This window comes from Methylobacterium sp. JK268, from assembly GCF_054052225.1.
Genome location: NZ_JBSVZN010000001.1, coordinates 405,092 through 422,450 on the forward strand (window position 1 = coordinate 405,092; position 17,359 = coordinate 422,450).

At 70.5% G+C, this 17,359-nt stretch carries 10 protein-coding genes; 5 read left to right on the forward strand and 5 right to left on the reverse strand.

Annotation, left to right across the window (positions count from 1 at the left end):
- Positions 1-124: 124 nt before the first annotated feature.
- Together ACW9J6_RS01745 and ACW9J6_RS01750 are read right to left on the reverse strand one after the other, a co-directional pair.
- Positions 125-3,274: an efflux RND transporter permease subunit gene (locus tag ACW9J6_RS01745; RefSeq protein WP_457114695.1), complete on the reverse strand. Its 3,150-nt coding sequence runs from the start codon at positions 3,272-3,274 to the stop codon at positions 125-127.
- Between the two features lie 8 nt (positions 3,275-3,282).
- Positions 3,283-4,644 carry an efflux RND transporter periplasmic adaptor subunit gene (locus ACW9J6_RS01750; protein ID WP_457114696.1) on the reverse strand — a complete coding sequence of 454 codons (1,362 nt, stop codon included), beginning with the start codon at positions 4,642-4,644 and terminating at the stop codon, positions 3,283-3,285.
- A gap of 164 nt (positions 4,645-4,808) precedes the next feature.
- Here ACW9J6_RS01750 and ACW9J6_RS01755 point away from each other — a divergent pair, with 164 nt between their 5' ends.
- Both ACW9J6_RS01755 and ACW9J6_RS01760 read left to right on the forward strand, forming a co-directional pair.
- On the forward strand, positions 4,809-5,486 hold the full coding sequence (locus tag ACW9J6_RS01755) for a response regulator transcription factor (protein WP_457114697.1): 678 nt from the start codon (positions 4,809-4,811) through the stop codon (positions 5,484-5,486).
- 103 nt (positions 5,487-5,589) lie between these two features.
- Positions 5,590-6,936, forward strand: coding sequence for an ATP-binding protein (locus ACW9J6_RS01760; protein ID WP_457114698.1), 1,347 nt, complete (start codon positions 5,590-5,592; stop codon positions 6,934-6,936).
- A gap of 26 nt (positions 6,937-6,962) precedes the next feature.
- Here the strand turns inward: ACW9J6_RS01760 and ACW9J6_RS01765 are convergent, their stop codons facing one another.
- The 3 genes from ACW9J6_RS01765 to ACW9J6_RS01775 all read right to left on the reverse strand — a co-directional run bounded on the left by ACW9J6_RS01765 (position 6,963) and on the right by ACW9J6_RS01775 (position 10,770).
- On the reverse strand, positions 6,963-7,580 hold the full coding sequence (locus tag ACW9J6_RS01765; RefSeq protein ID WP_457114699.1) for a ParB-like protein: 618 nt from the start codon (positions 7,578-7,580) through the stop codon (positions 6,963-6,965).
- 126 nt (positions 7,581-7,706) lie between these two features.
- Entirely contained in the window at positions 7,707-9,854 is a 2,148-nt protein-coding gene (locus ACW9J6_RS01770) for a carbohydrate porin (RefSeq protein ID WP_457114700.1), read from the reverse strand.
- Between the two features lie 202 nt (positions 9,855-10,056).
- The gene (locus ACW9J6_RS01775; protein WP_457114701.1) at positions 10,057-10,770 is read right to left on the reverse strand and encodes an MgtC/SapB family protein; all 714 of its coding nucleotides are present in this window, start codon (positions 10,768-10,770) and stop codon (positions 10,057-10,059) included.
- A gap of 361 nt (positions 10,771-11,131) precedes the next feature.
- On the opposite strand from ACW9J6_RS01775, the gene ACW9J6_RS01780 reads away from it, so the two are divergent.
- The 3 genes from ACW9J6_RS01780 to ACW9J6_RS01790 all read left to right on the forward strand — a co-directional run bounded on the left by ACW9J6_RS01780 (position 11,132) and on the right by ACW9J6_RS01790 (position 17,258).
- Positions 11,132-12,439 carry an efflux RND transporter periplasmic adaptor subunit gene (locus ACW9J6_RS01780; protein ID WP_457114702.1) on the forward strand — a complete coding sequence of 436 codons (1,308 nt, stop codon included), beginning with the start codon at positions 11,132-11,134 and terminating at the stop codon, positions 12,437-12,439.
- Between the two features lie 19 nt (positions 12,440-12,458).
- Positions 12,459-15,605: an efflux RND transporter permease subunit gene (locus tag ACW9J6_RS01785; RefSeq protein ID WP_457114703.1), complete on the forward strand. Its 3,147-nt coding sequence runs from the start codon at positions 12,459-12,461 to the stop codon at positions 15,603-15,605.
- Positions 15,606-15,728: 123 nt separating this feature from the next.
- Positions 15,729-17,258, forward strand: a complete 1,530-nt coding sequence (locus ACW9J6_RS01790) for an efflux transporter outer membrane subunit (protein ID WP_457114704.1) — start codon at positions 15,729-15,731, stop codon at positions 17,256-17,258.
- Positions 17,259-17,359 lie beyond the last annotated feature (101 nt).

Consider the following 17,359-nt stretch of genomic DNA (forward strand, 5'->3'; position numbering starts at 1 on the left):
GACAGATCCGTCACCGCAGAGAGACCACTGACGTCTCCCACATTCAACGCAGTCTCGCCGCGCCTCGACCAGGGGGCCGTGCATGGTGAAGGCGCGGCCTGGAGGCTGGCGCGGCGTTGCCGTCTCAGCGGCGATCATCGAGCGGAGCATCGTGCCTCCGCGGCAGCTTTCGCCGTTCCGAGGGACTGCTGCCTCGTCGCGATGCGAGCGGCCACCCGATCCGAGAGACGTAGGGGTAAATCGAGGGGAGAACAAGGAGGGTGAGCAGCGTCGCCGAGATCAGGCCGCCGATCACCACGGTCGCGAGGGGCCGCTGCACCTCGGCGCCCGCGCTCGTCGAGAGCGCCATCGGCAGGAAGCCCAGCGTCGCCACGAGTGCCGTCATCATCACGGGCCGCAGCCGCATCTCGGCGGCCCGCATCGCGGCCTCCTTCGGATCGACGCCGCCCTCCTCGATCGTGCGGATATAGCTCGTCAGCACCACGCCGTTCAGCACCGCGATGCCGAAGGTGGCGATGAAGCCGATCGCTGCTGAGATGGAGAAGGGCATCCCGCACAGGGTCAGCGCCACGATGCCGCCCGTCGCCGCCACCGGCACGTTCAGGAAGATCAGCCCGGCGAGCCGCAGGTCGCCGAACATCGCGACGAGCAGCATCAGGATCGCCGCCATCACCGCCGGGACCACCACGGACAGGCGGGCGGTGGCCTCCTGCAGGTTCTGGAACTGGCCGCTCCATTCGAGGGAATAGCGCGGCGGCAGCTTGACCTGATCCTTCACGGCCGCCTGGGCCGCCGCGACGAAGCCCTGCACGTCCCGTCCCCGCACATTCGCCTGCACCGAGATCCGCCGCTGCAGGCGGTCGCGGCTGATCTGGGCGGGCCCCAACGTCACCCCGACCTTCGCCACGAGCGAGAGCGGGACCATCGTCCGGCCGGAGCGCCCGACCGGGAGGTCACGGATATGCTCCAGGTCAGAGCGGTCCGCGGCAGCGAGCCGCACCACGATGTCGGTGATCGAATTGTCGTCGCCGTAGACCATCCCGGCGGTCCGCCCGCCGATGCTCTCGACCACGTCGAGCACGTCGCTGATGCTGACGCCGTAGCGCGCGGCCGCCGCGCGATCGACCTCGACCGAGAGGGCCGGCTGCCCGGCCTGGGCTTCCGCCTTCACGTCGGCGGCGCCCGGAATGCCCGAGACCACCCGGACGATCGCGTCCGCCCGCTCCTTGAGCACCGCGAGGTCGTCCCCGTAGAGGCTGATCGCCACGTCGCCGCGCACGCCCTCGAGCAGATCATCCATCCGCATCTGGATCGGCTGAGAGAAGGAGTAGGCGACCCCGGGCACCTCCTCGCGCAGCCGCTTCTCGAAAGCGGCCACCAGCCCGTTCTGCGTGTCGGCCGTCCGCCAGGTCGCGGGATCGGTGAGCGTGATGAAGCTGTCGGTCGACTCGACCCCCATCGGGTCGGTGGGGATCTCGGCGCTTCCGGTGAGCGACACCACCCGCTTCACCTCAGGGAAGTCGCGCAGCACGGATTCGATGCGGTTCACGACCTTAAGCGACGCGCCGAGGTCGATGCCCGGCAGCTTCTCGGAGGTGACGACGATCGACCCCTCGGAGAGTTTCGGCAGGAACTCGCCGCCGAGCCGGGTGGCCAGGACGCAGCTCCCGCCGAACAGCACGAGGGTGACGAGGAAGGTCAGGCCGGGCCGGCGCTCGGTCGCCGCGAGCACCGGCGTGTAGATCCGGCGGACCGCGCGCACCAGAACGGTCTCGCGCTCGCCCAATCCGGGACCCGACAGGAACACCGCGGCGAGCGCCGGCATCACCGTGAGGGTGAGGACCAGGGAGGAGGCGAGCGCCAGCATGACCGCGAGGGCCATCGGCCGGAACATCTTGCCCGCCACCCCCTCCAGCGCCAGGATCGGCACGTAGACCAGGATGATGATGGCCACCGCGAACATCACCGGACGGGCCACCTCGGCGGTGGCCGCCTGGATCACCGCCCGGGGCGGCCGGCCCGGATGCTCGCCGCGGGCCCGCAGCACGTTCTCGACCATCACCACGGCGCCGTCGACGATGAGCCCGAAATCGATCGCCCCGAGGCTCATCAGGTTGCCCGACAGGCCGAGCGCCCGCATGCCGGCGAAGGCCATCAGCATCGACAGCGGGATTGCCGTCGCCACGAGCAGCCCCGCCCGCAGGTTGCCGAGCAGCAGGAGCAGGACGACGATCACCAGGCCCGCCCCCTCGACGAGGTTGTGGGTGACCGTGTGGATCGTCCGCTCCACCAGGGCGCTGCGGTCGTAATAGGGGCGGATCTCGACCCCGGGCGGCAGTTGCGGCCGGAGGCGGTCGATGGTCTGCTTGACCCGCTCGACCACGGCGCTCGCGTTGTCGCCGTACTGCATCAGAGCGATGCCGACGACGGTCTCGCCCGCGCCGTCGTGCGAGACCGCCCCGAGGCGCACCTTCGGCGCCTCCGCCACGCCGCCGAGCGTGTCGATCGTCACCGGCACGCCGCCCGGCCCGGTGGTCACCACGATGCTGCCGAGGTCGGCCGCGCTCTTGGCGAGGCCCAGGCCCCGAATGACCTCCTGCTGGTCGTTGTGCTCGATATAGGCGCCGCCGCGCGCCGCGTTGTTGTCGGCGAGCGCGGCGAAAACCTGCGCCATGGTGACGCCGTAGCGGCGCAGCGACTCCGACGCGACCCGCACCTCGTAGGTCGGCATCTCGCCGCCGTAGATGTTCACGTCCGCGACGCCGGGCGTCAGCCGGAGCTTGGGCGCGATGGTCCATTGCAGCAGCCGCCGGAGCGCCATCGGCGAGGTGCCCGGGCCGCGCAGCTCGAACTGGTAGATCTCGCCCAACCCCGTGGCCATCGGGCCCATCTGCGGGTCGCCCACGCCCGCCGGCATCGTCGCCTTGGCCTGGGGCAGGCGCTGGAAGACCTGCGCGCGGGCCTCGGTGATCGGGACCCCGTCGTCGAAGGTGAGGTAGACGGCCGACACGCCGGTGCGGGAGGTCGAGCGCACGCTCGCGAGTCCCGGCGCGCCCGCCATCGCGTTCTCGACGGGGAAGCTCACCAGCCGCTCGACCTCGAGGGGACCGAGGCCGGGCGAAACCGTCAGCACCATCACCTGCTTGGGCGAGATGTCCGGCACCGCGTCGATCGTCAGACCTTTCAGGTTGACGAGGCCGGCCGCCGCGCCGGCGAGGGCGATGGCCAGGACGAGCCAGCGGTTGCGGATCAGGAGGGCGAACCACGCCTGCATGGCGGCCTCTAATCGGTCGAGCCGAGGAGGCTGCGCATCAGCACCGCCTTCAGGCCGAAGCTGCCCGCGGTGACCACCGTCTCGCCGGGCCGGATCCCCTCCGTGACCTCCACCCAATCCGCCCGCTGCACGCCGAGGGCGAGCTTGCGCCGCTCGAAGCGGTCGTCACCCGCGCGCACGAAGGCGATCGGACCGTCCTCCCCCTGCTGCACCGCAGCGGCCGGGATCGTGACGCCGTCCCGGTCGAGATCCGCCGCGATCTCCACCGACACGAACATGTTGGCGCGCAGCACGCCGCCCGGATTGGTGATCTCGATCCGGGCCGGCGCCGTGTTCGTGCCGGGGTCGAGGGCCGCGTTGACGGAGCGCACCTTTCCCTCGAACCGGGGATGCGACGCGATCGGCGCCTCGATCGTCGCGGCGTCGCCCGGCCGCACGCTCGCGATGTCGTAGCCGTAGAGGCTGGCCAGGACCAGGATGCGCGACGGGTCGGCGACCGTGAAGGCGTCGTGCGTGGTGTCGACCACCTCCCCCACCGTGACCGCGCTCGACGTCACCACGCCGGCGATCGGCGAAACGATGGCGCTGGTCCCCGGGGCCGCGCCCGGGTTCGGGGCGAGGCGCTCGTACTGGGCCGTGTAGAGATCGACCTGCGCCCGCGCCGATTGCGTCGCCGCGTGGGCCTTGGCGAGGGCCACCTGCCGCTGGTCGAGGTCCGCCTGCGGGATGCCCCCGATGGCGATCAGGTCCTTGCCGCGCTTGACGTTGATCTCGGCGGCCTTCTCGCTCGCCTCCGCCTCGCCGAGGCTCGCCCGCGCCGCGGCGAGCCCGTTGCGGGCGTCGAGCACGCCCGCCGCGTCCAGGGTCGCCAGCGTGTCGCCCGCGGCGACACGGTCGCCCGGCTGCACCGCGAGGCTGAGCACGCGGCCGGCCGTGCGGGGCCGCAGATGCGTCACGCGCCGCTCGTCGAAGGCCACGGTTCCCGGCACGCGGATCGGCCGGACGATGCGGCGGGTCTCGGCGGTGCCGAAGGCGAGCCCAAGGCGCTGACGGCCCTCGGCGTCGAGGGTGACGGCGTCGGCGTCGCCCGGCTGCGCCTCGGCCTGATCCTTCGCCTCCGCGGAGGTCTCCGGCGCCGCCTGCGGCGCCAGACCGAGCTGCGCCATCAGCTGCGCCACCGGCGGCGGCAGCGAGTCCCGAAAAAACCACCCGGCGGCGAGGGCGAGGGCGGCGACCAGCAGCGCGATCGGCCCGACGCGCCGCGCGGCGCCCCGGGGCGACCGCGCGGCCGCCCGTCCGCCCGCGGGGCGACCGCCGGCCGCCGCGTCCTCGCGCGCGGCCGAACCCGGTCCATCATCCTCCAGCAGCACGGCTCCTCGCATCCCCCAGATTGGATGCGTTCTAAGAAAGGGCGCGCGCGCGGCATTGCCATTAAAATCGCGTTCACATTCGTGGCAGGCCCTGGACCCGCACCGCGATCACGCGGTCAATGGCGCGGCCGGACCGCGCGGGGAGGAGCCGGCGGGGGCGGAACGTGGCGAGGCTGCTGCTGGTCGAGGACGACGACGAGACCGCGCGGGCGATCCTGGAGGATCTGCGCGGCCGCGGGCACGCGGTGCGCTGGGCCGCAACCGGCGTCGAGGGCGAGCGGGAGGCCCGCGCGGAAGCCTGGGACGCCATCATCCTGGACCGCACGCTGCCCGGCCCGGACGGGCTCTCCATCCTGCGCGGGCTGCGGCGGGAGGGGCGGCGCACGCCGGCCCTCGTGCTCAGCGCGCTCGGCGACGTCGACGAGCGGATCCGCGGGCTGCGCGCGGGCGGCGACGATTATCTCGGCAAACCCTTCGTCCTCGCCGAGCTGGCGGCGCGGATCGAGGCCCTGCTGCGTCGGCCGGCCGAACCCCGCGAGACGCTCCTGCGGGTGGGTTCCCTGGAGATCGACCTCGTGGAGGGCGTCGGCCGCCGGGGGACCCGCGACCTCGACCTGCTGCCGCGGGAGCTGAAGCTGCTGGAATACCTGATGCGGCGGCCCGGCCAGGTGGTCACGCGGGCGCTGCTGTTCGAGGAGGTCTGGCACTACCGCTTCACCCCGAAATCGAACCTGATCGACGTCCATATCGGGCGCCTGCGGCGCAAGCTCGAAGCGGCGGGCGAGCCGCCGGTGATCGAGAGCGTGCGCGGCGTCGGCTTCGTCCTGGTGGCGGATGCCTGAGCCGCGGGCAGAAGCGGGCCGGGCCGGGGGCTGGCGGGCCGCGCGCAGGCCGGTCCCTGGTCCGCGCGCCGGGTTCCCGCCCCGGATCCTGCGGATCACGGCGGTGCGCTGGACGCTCGGCATCGCCGCCTGGTCGATGATGCTCGCCCTCCTGATCTTCGCCTTCGTCTACTGGCAGACGGCGCGGGTCATGGAGGCGGACCTCGCGGAGCATCTCGGCCACGAACTGCGCTTCGCCGCCTCGGATCCGGCGCAGGTTGCGGCCCGGATCGAGACCTGGATCCACGAGGACCTGCACAACGTCCACTTCGCCGGCCTGTTCGCGTCCGATGGCGGCCGGCAGGGCGGCAACCTGGAGCGGATGCCCGTCGGCATCCCGCCCGACGGGAGCGTGCGCCGGATCGGCACGCAGGTCGTGCTCGCGGGGCGGCGGCTGCACGAGGAGCTGTGGGCGGCGGCCCTGGCGCTGCCCGACGGGCGGCGGCTCGTGATCGCGCACGACACCGACGAGATCGACCGGCTCGCCCAGACGGTGACGCGGGCCCTCGGCCTCGCGCTGGTGCCGGCGCTGGTCCTGTCGGTGGCGGGCGGCGCGGTCCTCGCCGGGCGCGGACGCCGCCGCGTCGCCACCACCGAGGCGGCGATCGAGCGGCTGCGGCGCGGTGACCTGAGCCAGCGGCTGCCCGTCGGAGAGGCGGATGACGAGTTCGACCGCCTCGCTCGGAAGGTGAATGCCCTCCTCGACGAGATCGAGCGGCTGGTGGAGGAGGTGCGCGGCGTCGGTGACGCGGTCGCCCACGACCTGCGCACTCCCCTGACGCGGCTGCGGGCGCGGCTGGAGGTCAGCCGGGACCAGGCCCGCTCGGTGGAGGAATTCCGCGAGGCCGTCGACCAAGGGCTGGGCTGGATCGACCAGACGCTCGCCATGGTCTCGGCGGTGCTGCGCATCGGCGAGATCGAGCACGGGCGCCGCCGCGAGGGGTTCGCGGATGTCGACCTGACCCGGGTCGTCGGGGAGGCGGTGGAGTTCATCGAGCCCGCCGCGGAGGACAAGGGCGTCGCGGTCCGGGTCGAGGCCGGGACGGCCTGCATCGTCCGGGGTGACCGCGACCTGCTCTTCGAGGCGCTGCTCAACCTCCTCGACAACGCCGTGAAGTTCACGCCCCCGGGGGGCCTCGTCGCGGTCGGGCTGGCGCGGCGGGACGGCGGGACGATGATCGCGGTCGAGGATTCCGGCCCCGGGATCCCGCCGGGGGAGCGCGACCGCGTCTTCCGGCGCTTCTACCGCATGAAGGCGAGCGGCCCCGCGCCCGGGAACGGGCTCGGGCTCGCCCTCGTCGCGGCGGTGGCGGATCTGCACGGCTTCCCGCTGCGGCTCGACGGGTCCGCCCTCGGCGGCTGCCGCGTCGAGCTGCGCTGCCCGGATCCGCGCGAGGCCCCGGAACCCTGACGGGTGCCCCGGGGGTGGCGCGCGGTTCAGCCGGCCGAGGGGCCGCACCAGCCCGGCAGGTAGGCGGCGTCGGCGGATTTCGCCTGCGTCATGGCCTCCTCGACCGCCTGCGGGAAGTCGTGCTCGATGAGCTTGGCCTTGACGCGCCGCCGCAGGAAATCCGCCCACAGGAACTCGCTGAAGGGCGTCGTGTCCTTGGCGAAGCCGCCGGCCCGCCGCAGCTCTCCGGCGAGGCTCCGGAAGGGATCGTCCACCAGGTCCGCGATGGCCTTCGGCACGTCCTTGAACCCGACCCGGACACCCTCGGCGTCGTAGGGATGGACCCAGGCCTTGTGGTCGCAGACCGTCCAGAACTGGTCCTTCTCGAGCTTGTGAAGATCGGCCACCACGGTCACGAGCACGTTCTCGACCCCTTCCAGCTGCAGCGCCCGCGTCAGGTGGTGGTGGTCGATGACGTAGTGGCGCTTCTTCGGGCCGAGGACGGTCGGGACCATGTGCGCGCCGAGGAACTCGCCCCTCTTATCGGGATCGTGCTCGCGCCAGCGCCGCCGCTTCTCCTCGACTTCGAGGAAACCGACCGTGATCTGCGTCGGGCGCAGCTCGGCGATCGGCACGGGTCGGAGCAGAGGTTCTCTCACCGTCATGATCGTTCATCCCGCGGGGCCGCGAGCCCCTGATCGGCCGAGCTTAGGCCGCGCAGGACCGCACCGCTACTGTGACGCCGGCAAATCTTGTCGACGGGCTCTGCGGAAGGGCCCCGCGGCCGCGCCTCAGAAATCGACGTGGAGGCGCGTGGCGAAGAAATCGGCCGGGCCGCGGTCCTTGTTGTAGGCCGGATTCTCGACGTGCTGGTAGTCGAACGAGACGGTGATCGCCTTCGCGAGGCTCAGCGCGTAATAGACCTCGACCGCGCGCTCGGACGCGTAGTTCAGGCGGCCGTCGCCGATGACGAGGCCGACGCCGCCATTGGCGAAGAAGGCGCGGTGCGAGGGCGAGATCGCGTTCATCGCGGCACCGATCCCGATCGTGTCGGTCGGGCGGTCCCAGAGCGCGCCTTTGATCGAGACGCCGCCCGAGACGCTGCGGTCGATATCCGTGAAGGACAGGCTCTCGTTGCGGCCGTCGTTCAGGCTCACCCGCGCGAACAGGCCGACGGCGTCGGTGAGCGCCTGCTCGATGTTGACGTAGCCGCCGGTCTTCCGCCGCGGGCGGCGCGTCGCCGCGGCCGCTTCGTTGATGTCGTCGAACAATCCGGCCTGCGTCAGGCCGACGACCTCCCGGAAATCCGCCGTGTTGCCGACGTTGCTGAACAGGCCGAACCGGATCTTGCCGGGCTGATCGAGGAGCGGGAGCGTGTGACGGGTCTCGAGCTCGACATTGGCGCCGCCGCGGCGCGTCACCCGCGGGTCGAGCACGTCGCTCGACGGCTCCTTCGGCACCTGCGTGTAGGCGGCCCGCAGGGCAAATTCCTTGCGGTTGTACTCGACCACCACGCCCTGCGTGTAGCCCGGCAGGTTCGCCGGAAAGTCCCAGGCCCCCGACCCCCACAGCGACCAATTCATGAAGTCGATGCGCGGGTCGTGCGCGTAGACGTTGCCGTCGAAGAAGTCGCCCAGGGCGAATTTCCCGACCACCACCGAGACGCGCTCGACGTCGCGCGTCATCGCGACCTGGTTGGGACCGTCCGGCACCGACTCGGTCTCACCGCCGAGGCCGAAGGTCTGGCGCAGATAGTAGCGGTCCGAGCGCAGCTTGGGGAAGGGCGCGCCGGCCTTCTGCGCCTCGCCGTTCACGAACCCGGCCACGCCGGTGGTGCGGCCGAGGCCGAAGCCCTGCGAGAATTCCGGGTTGTAGTAGAGTTCCGTGCTGTCGGTCAGCTTCAGGCCGAGGAAGGCCGTGGCCGTGGTGGTCTGCTGCGTCTGGTTCGGCACCAGGCTCGCCGGACCCCGGTAGGGAGCGTGGAAGCCCGGCACCCCCTGGGCGATCAGCGTCGTCTGGCCGTGGAGGGAGAAACGGTCGCTGCCGAGTTCGGCAGCGCCCCCCTCCTCGGCCTCCGGCGGAAGGACCAGTCCGCCGGGATGCCAGGACAGGCGCGCCAGCACCTGGTTCGAGGTCTCGCTCGCCCGCGTCAGGACGGGGCCGCCGGCGGCGCCCGGGATCGTGCCGAGCCCGAAGCGGGGCGTGCTGCCGTAATCCGCGTAGCGGTAGTCGATCCCGAGAGCGAGGTGCGGGCTCACGGCGAACTGCACCCCGACGCCGAGGGTGAAGCCGACCGTGACCTCGTCGCGGCGCGCGGCGCTCACGGCGCCGCCCGCGAGGTCCGGATAGGTGGCGAGGAACCGGGTGCCCGCGCCGGCGAGGCCGAGGCTCCCGTAGACAAGGAAGCGGTCGAAGGCGTAGCCGAACCGCGCCCGGAGCGTCCCCAAGGCGTCCGTCTTGCCCCGGATCAGCGCGAAGGCGGGGTCCACGCCCTCGTAGCCGAAGCCGGGCGCGCCGGAGCCGAGCGGGCGCTTCAGGTTCGCCCCGTCGAGGGTCGCCTCGACGCCGTAGAGCCACGGCCCGAACTGCCAATTGTACCCGCCGAACAGGCCGCCCACCGCCGTGGTCGCGCTCCGGCCAAGATCGCTGCGCCCGGTCGCGTCCCCGGTCCGCGACGGCAGGACCGCCCGGCCGCCGACGCTCGTCCCCGCGAAGCCGAAGGCGCCGTAGGAGCCACCCCCGCTCGCCTCGCCGCCCAGATAGGGCCCCGACCAGTCGATCCTGTCGGCCGGCTTCGGCGCCACGGCCCCCGGGAGGCCGGCATACGCCGCCGCGGCCGGCAGGCACAGGAGGATCACGCCGGCGGAGCAGATCCAGCGCCATGCCCCAGCGGAATCAGCCGCGCGATGAAGAATCTCCGCAGCGGGCGCCGCCCGCATCCAGTCCGGAACATAATTTAAAACGGTTCCAAACTGCATTCGCGAGCTCCTCAGGCCGCACTTACGCTGATTCCGGCGCCGTGAACAACCCGATGCCGTCCGCCAAGACCGTAAATGCGGCTCCGTGACGTGATCGTGTCGCCACCGCCACAGCCGCCGCCGCGCGCGCGCTGCAGGATCCGCTTCGATCGCGGATCCCGTCTCAATCCGTCGTTCTCACCGTCCAGGTCGCGTAGCGGATGCCGTCGTGCTGCAGCCGCGCGAGGACCGCGTCGATCTCGTCCGGGTCGATCGCCGTGCTCACGAGTGTGGCGATCAGCTCGACCTCGCTCTCGCTCCGGGTCTCGATCTTGACCTCGCTCACCGGGTAATGCGCCCCCTCGAGCTGTTCGACGAGCAGGTCCCGGGCCTTGGCGACCTGGTGGACATCCACGGTGACCCGGATGTCGTAGGTCGCCTCCGTCGCAGTCTCGTCGATCGGGATGCGGTTGATGGCGTTCACGAGCGGGCGCAGGAGCGTGTTGCCGGCGAGCACCGCGACCGTCACGAGCCCGGCCTCCGTCTCGAGGTCGCAGCCGCACAGGGCGCCGACGGCGGCCGAGCCCCAGAGGGTGGCGGCGGTGTTGAGGCCGCGCACGTTCATGCCCTCCTTCATGATCACGCCCGCCCCGAGGAAGCCGATGCCCGAGACCACGTAGGAGATCACCCGGACGGCGCCCTCCGCGGCCGTCATCCGCATGCCGGCATCGACGAAGGCCGCCGCGCCGACCGCGACGAGCACGTTCGTGCGCAGGCCCGCGGTCCGCTGGCGGTACTGGCGCTCCGCGCCGATCAGCGTCCCGAACACGAAGGCGGACGCCAGGCTCACGGCCGAGTTCAAAAGCTCGGGCCCGTTGAAGCTCGCGATGAAACCCATCCTCACCCTCTCTCCACCGCCGCGCCCGCTCGGCTCCGGTTGAACCGTTCGAGCACGGCAAAGCTTCGGTTTAACGGCGTCCCGTGACGCTTCGGACTCGTTCAGGCCATCATCCGCCGCGACGATGTCGCAGGTTGCCGCCCGACGCGGTTGCGCCGTCGGTCGGATCACCGGCGGGGCTCGGCAGGGAGCCGCGGCGCCGCTAGGAAAGTAGCCGGCTCACCGACAACACTCGTCCCCCGAATACGCCGGCCGCGCCCTCCGCGACCGATCGACGTTTGACTCCGGCCCTCACGCACGGCAAGCGAGGGCCGACACGCGTTGTCTGCCAAGCGTCGCTATCCGCCGGAGTGGTCCACTCATGGACATGAACGAACATCTCGGCGTGGGAGGGGCGGCTGCCAAGCGCAAGCGGGGCGTTCCGGTGGTGCGTATCGGATTTCTTCTCCTGCTGATCCTGGCGGCCGCGGGCGCTTACTATGCGGAACCGGAGCGGACGCGAGATGTCGTTGCCAGGGTCTGGGATCTCATCGCCGGGCACACGGCCGGCGAGGAGGGCGAAACCTCGGGAAGCGAGAAGCGCGGCGCCTTCCGGCTGACCGAGCGTCAGCGGGCCTCGGTGGAGGTCGAGACGGTGGCGACCCGCGCCTTCGTCCCGGAAGGCTTCGCCGAGGGACGGATCGCGCTCAACGAGGACAACAACGTCCCGGTCTACTCGCCCTATGCGGGGCGGGTGATGAGCGTCGCGGTCCGGGCCGGCGACAAGGTCAAGAAGGGACAGGTGTTGTTCAGCGTCGAGGCCACCGACATGGTGCAGGCGCAGAACGACTACCAGACGGCCACCAACGCGCTGACAAAGGCGCGCGAGCAGCTGCGCCTCAACAAGATCATCGCCGATCGGCTTCAGGAGCTCTTCCAGGCCAAGGCCGCCGCGCTCAAGGATTACCAGTCGGCCCAGAACGACCTGATCGGCGCCCAGAGCGACGTGCGCAGCGCGGAGGCGACGCGGCAGGCCGTCGTGAACCGCCTTCGGATCCTGGGCAAGACCGACGAGGAGATCGCGGCCTTCGGCCAGAGCGGCGTGATGAGCCCCGAGACCCAGATCCGCTCGCCCATCGACGGCACCGTCGTCCAGCGCAAGGTGGGGCTCGGCCAGTACGTCACCACGAGCAGCGACGCCGCCTTCACGGTCGGCGATCTCTCCAGCGTGTGGCTCGTCGCCAATGTCCGCGAGAGCGAGATCCCGCTCGTGAAGCTCGGCCAGGTGGTCGAGGCGACGGTGAGCGGTTTCGGGAACCGGGTGTTCCAGGGCCGGGTCAACTACATGGCGGCGACCCTGGATCCGGCCACGCGCCGGCTGCCCGTGCGCAGCGAGATCGAGAACCCGGACCAGGTCCTGCGCCCCGAGATGTTCGCTCGCTTCAAGATCGTCACCGGCGCGTCCCGCACCGCCCCGGCGGTCCCGGAAGGCGCCGTCGTCTACGAGGGCGACCGGGCGCGCGTCTGGGTCGTCGGCCAGGACGGCGCGGTGGAGTCGCGGACCGTCACGCTCGGGCTCAAGGACGGCACCATGCTCGAGGTGAAGGACGGGCTGCAGCCCGGCGACGCGATCGTCACCCGCGGCGCCCTGTTCATCGACCGCGCCGCCTCCGGCGACCGCTCGTCGTGATCCCGGGAGCGTCGCGCTCATGAACCACTTCTTCCGCGTCGTCCTCAAGCAGCGCGTGCTGATCATCCTGCTGTTCGTGGCCACGCTGATGCTGGGCTACGTCAGCTTCCTCCAGCTCAACATCGAGGCCTATCCGGACCCGGTGCCGCCCCTGGTCGACGTCATCACGCAGAATCCCGGTCAGTCGGCCGACGAGATGGAGCGCTACATCACCATCCCGCTGGAGGTGCAGCTCGCCGGCATCCCCAACGCCCAGGTGATCCGCACCATCTCCCTGTTCGGCCTCTCCGACGTCAAGATCCAGTTCAACTACAACTTCACCTACGAGGAGGCCGAGCAGCGGGTCCTGAACCGGCTCTCGCAGATGCCGACCCTGCCGGGCGGGGTCCAGCCGCAGATCTCTCCGACCAGTCCGGTGGGCGAGATCATGCGCTACAAGCTCGTCGGGCCCGACGGCTACTCGGTCACCGACCTGAAGGTGCTGCAGGACTGGGTGCTGCAGCGGCGCTTCAAGGCGGTTCCGGGCGTGATCGACGTCACGGGCTTCGGCGGCCAGACGAAGGAGTACGAGGTCGCGGTGGATCTCGGCCGCCTGCAGGCCCAGGGCCTCACCATCGTCCAGGTCGTGACCGCCCTCAACAACGCGAACATCAATGTCGGCGGTCAGACCCTCAATGTCGGCGAGCAGGCGGCCGTGGTGCGCGGCGTCGGCCTGATCCGCAGCACCGACGACATCGCCAACACCATGGTCACGCAGGTGAACGGCGTGCCGATCCTGGTGCGCGACGTCGCCGCCGTGCGCGTCTCGCACGCGCCGCGCCTCGGCATCGTCGGTCACGACCACGAGGACGACATCGTGGAGGGGATCGTGCTCCTGCGGCGCGGCTTCCCGAGCCTCCCGACCATCCGCCTCGTCGAGGCCGAGATCGAGAAGATCAACACCGGCGGGATCCTGCCGCCCGGGGTGCGGATCGAGCGGATCTACGACCGCTCCGGCCTGATCGGCACCACCACGCACACGGTGATCCACAACCTGATCGAGGGCGTGACGCTGGTCTTCCTGATCCAGTGGATCTTCCTCGGCAGCCTCCGCAGCGCGATCGTGGTGGCGGCGACGATCCCCTTCGCGCTGAGCTTCGCGATCGGCATCACGGTGATCCGCGGGGATTCGGCGAATCTCCTCTCCCTCGGGGCGATCGATTTCGGCCTCGTGGTCGACGCGACCGTGATCATGGTGGAGAACATCTACCGGCATCTCGCGGAGTTCAGGCCGCCGCCGCCCGAGCCCGGCGCGCGCCGCACCCGCATGCCCATGAAGGTGATCCACATGGCGGCCTCGGAGGTCAGCCGCGCGATCTTCTTCTCGGCGACGATCATCATCGTGGGGTTCCTGCCCCTCTTCACGCTGAGCGGCGTGGAGGGCCACATCTTCGGCCCGATGGCGAAGACCTACGCCTACGCGCTCGCCGGCGGGCTCATCGCCACCTTCACGATCTCGCCGGCCCTGTCCTCGGTGATCCTGCCGGCGAACCTGGAGGAGAAGGACACGCTGATCGTGCGGCTCCTGCGCTTCCTGCACGTGCGCTTCCTGCGCGCCGCGCTGCGCAACCAGGTCGCCACGCTGGCGATCACGATCGGCCTGCTGTTCGGCGTCGGGCTGCTCGCGCGCGGGCTCGGCCTCGAATTCCTCCCCACCCTCGAGGAGGGCAACCTCTGGATCCGCGGCACCATGCCGTCGTCGATCTCGCTCGAGGCGGGCGACTTCTACGTGCGCAAGATGCGCCAGATCATCGCCCGTTACCCGCAGGTCGCGACCGTGGTGTCACACCAGGGGAGGCCGGACGACGGCACCGACCCCACCGGCTTCTTCAACGTCGAGCTCTTCGCGCCGCTGACGGATGCTTCCACCTGGCCCTCCGGTCTGACCAAGGAGAAGCTCGTGCAGCAGCTCTCGCACGACTTCGACGAGGAGCTGCCCGGGATCGAATTCAACTTCTCGCAGTACATTCAGGACAACGTCCAGGAGGCCGCCTCCGGGGTCAAGGGCGAGAACTCCGTCAAGATTTTCGGCAATGATCTCGTGGAAATGAACAACTACGCGGAGAAAATCAAGGACGCGCTGTCCAGGGTGCCGGGTGTGACCGACCTGGCGATCTTCTCGTCCCTGGGGCAGCCGACGATCCGTATCGACATCGACCGGGCGAAGGCGGCCCGCTACGGGCTGGCCCCCGGCGACGTGAACACCACCGTCCAGGCGGCGATCGGCGGCCAGACCGCGGGCGACCTCTACGAGTACGGGTCGGACCGGCACTTCACCATGCGGGTGCGGCTCGCCCAGAGCTACCGCGGCTCCCTGGAGACCCTGCGCGACATCACCGTCGGGGTGGCCAATGCCGGCGGCACCACCGTGCAGGTCCCGCTCTCGGAGATCGCGACGATCAAGCTGGTGTCGGGCGCGTCCTTCATCTACCGCGAGGGGCAGCAGCGCTACATCCCGATCAAGTTCTCGATCCGCGGCCGCGACCTCGGCAGCGCCGTCATCGAGGCGCAGCAGACCATCGCCAACGATGTCAAGCTGCCGGCCGAGTACAGGCTCGAGTGGGTCGGCGAGTTCAGCAACCTGCAGGGCGCGATCGCCCGGCTGAAGATCGTGATCCCGGTGACCTTGGCGCTGATCGCCATCCTTCTCTACCTCAACTTCGCCTCCATCGTCGACATGCTGCTGTCGCTGAGCGTGATCCCGATGGCGATGATCGGCGGCATCTGCGCCCTGGTGTTCACCGGGACGCCCTTCTCGGTCTCCGCGGCGATCGGTTTCATCGCGCTCTTCGGCATCTCGACCATGGAGGGCGTGATCCTGCTCGCCTATTACAACCAGCTGGTGGCCGAGGGTCAGCCGCGGCTGGAGGCGGTCTGGAACGCGGCGAATGTCCGCATGCGGCCGGTGATGATGACCTGCGTGGCGGCCTGCGTCGGCCTTCTCCCGGCCGCCGTCTCGACGGGCATCGGCTCGCAGGTGCAGAAGCCGCTCGCCCTCGTGGTGGTGGGTGGCATCGTCGTCGCGCCGAACCTGATCCTGGTCGTGGTGCCGGTGCTGATCGCGCTGTTCTCGCGCCGTCGCCCGCTCTCGGTGTCGCGGGCGGCGCCGGCGCGGGAGACGGTCTGACCGAGGCGGCGTCGCGGGCGCGCCACAGGACGATTCCGTCTCCGCGCGCTTCGGCCGGGTTGGTTGACAAGCGGTGACGGGCGGGGTCTCTCCGCCCGCACGGGACTTGGACGCAGGGGCAAGATGGCCTGGACAGCGACACGGAGAAGGAAGGGCGCGGCCGCCTTCGCCGGAGGGGCGGGTCTCCTCGCCCTCGGCGCCTGCGCGGTCGGACCGGACTTCGTGCCGCCGGCGCCGCCGGCCGTGTCCCGCTTCACCAAGGAGCCGCTCGGCGACCCGAGCCCCGGGGACCAGGGCAGCAAGGGGGCGGTGCGGCAGCACTTCGTTGCCGGCGCCGACATCCCGGGCCAATGGTGGACGCTGTTCGGCTCCAAGGCCCTCAACCGCCTCGTGGACGAGGCGCTCGCCAACAACCCCACGCTCGAAGCCGCGCAGGCCTCGCTGCGGATCGCGCGCCAGAACGCCGAGGCCCAGATCGGCAGCCTCTACCCGTCGATCTCGGCGACGCCGCAGGGATCGCTCCAGAAGACGACGGAGAGCTTCTCGCCGCCGCTCAACAACCCGAACCAGTATCTCTACAGCCTCTACACGCCTCAGCTGCAGATCACCTACACGCCGGACGTGTTCGGCGGCGAGCGGCGGCAGATCGAGTCGCTCCAGGCGCAGGCCGAGAACCAGCGCTTCCAGCTCGAAGCGACCTACCTGACGCTGACCTCGAACGTCGTGCTGGCGGCGATCCAGGAGGCCTCGATCCGCGCGCAGATCGACGCGACGAAGCGGGTCATCCAGGCGCAGACCGAGGTGCTGAACCTCTACAACAAGCAGCTCTCCCTCGGTCAGATCGCCGGGGCGGACGTGGTCCAGCAGCAGGCGGCGCTCGCCGTGTCGCTGCAGCTGCTCCCGCCCCTGGAGAAGCAGCTCGCGCAGCAGCGCAACCTCCTGACCGCGCTGGTCGGCCGCCTGCCGAGCCAGGAGATCACCGAGACCTTCACGCTCGCCTCGCTCAAGGTGCCGCGCAAGCTGCCGGTGAGTCTGCCCTCGCGCCTCATCCAGCAGCGCCCGGACGTGAAGGCGGCCGAGGCGCTGGTTCACGCAGCCAGCGCCTCGGTGGGCGTCGCCGTCGCGGCCCGCCTGCCCCAGTTCAACCTCTCGGTCACGGGCGGGGCGAGCGCGGTGAAGCTCGCGCAGGTGCTCGATCCGCGCTCGTCCTTCTTCACGATCGTGGGCTCGGTCACCCAGCCGCTCTTCGACGCCGGCACCTTGTTCCACAAGCAGCGCGCCGCGGAGGAGACGCTCGCCCAGGCCCAGGCGCAGTACCGCTCGACGGTCCTCACGGCGTTCCAGAACGTCGCGGATTCTCTGCGTGCCCTGCAGACGGACGTCCGCGCCGTCGCAGCGGCGCACGCGGCCGAGCAGGCGACTCAGCAGAGTCTCACTCTCGTGAGGCGGCAATTCACCCTTGGTGCCGTCAGCAGCGTCACGGTCCTGCTCGCCGAGCAGGCTTATCTCCAGGCCCTCGTGACCGCGTCGCAAGCCCGCGCTAATCAGTATTCCGATACGGCTGCGCTATTCCAAGCATTAGGAGGGGGCTGGTGGAATCGCTCGGACGTCGCTCCTGTGTCTCCCGAAAAAGAAATATTCAAGTTTATATGAAAATTTTCTACCGGTTGGGCTGCCGATTCTTCCGCTTGCCGGCTGCATTGTTTGTCGCAGTGGCGCTCTTTTTGTTCAGCAGCCCGATCTGCGTCGCGGCC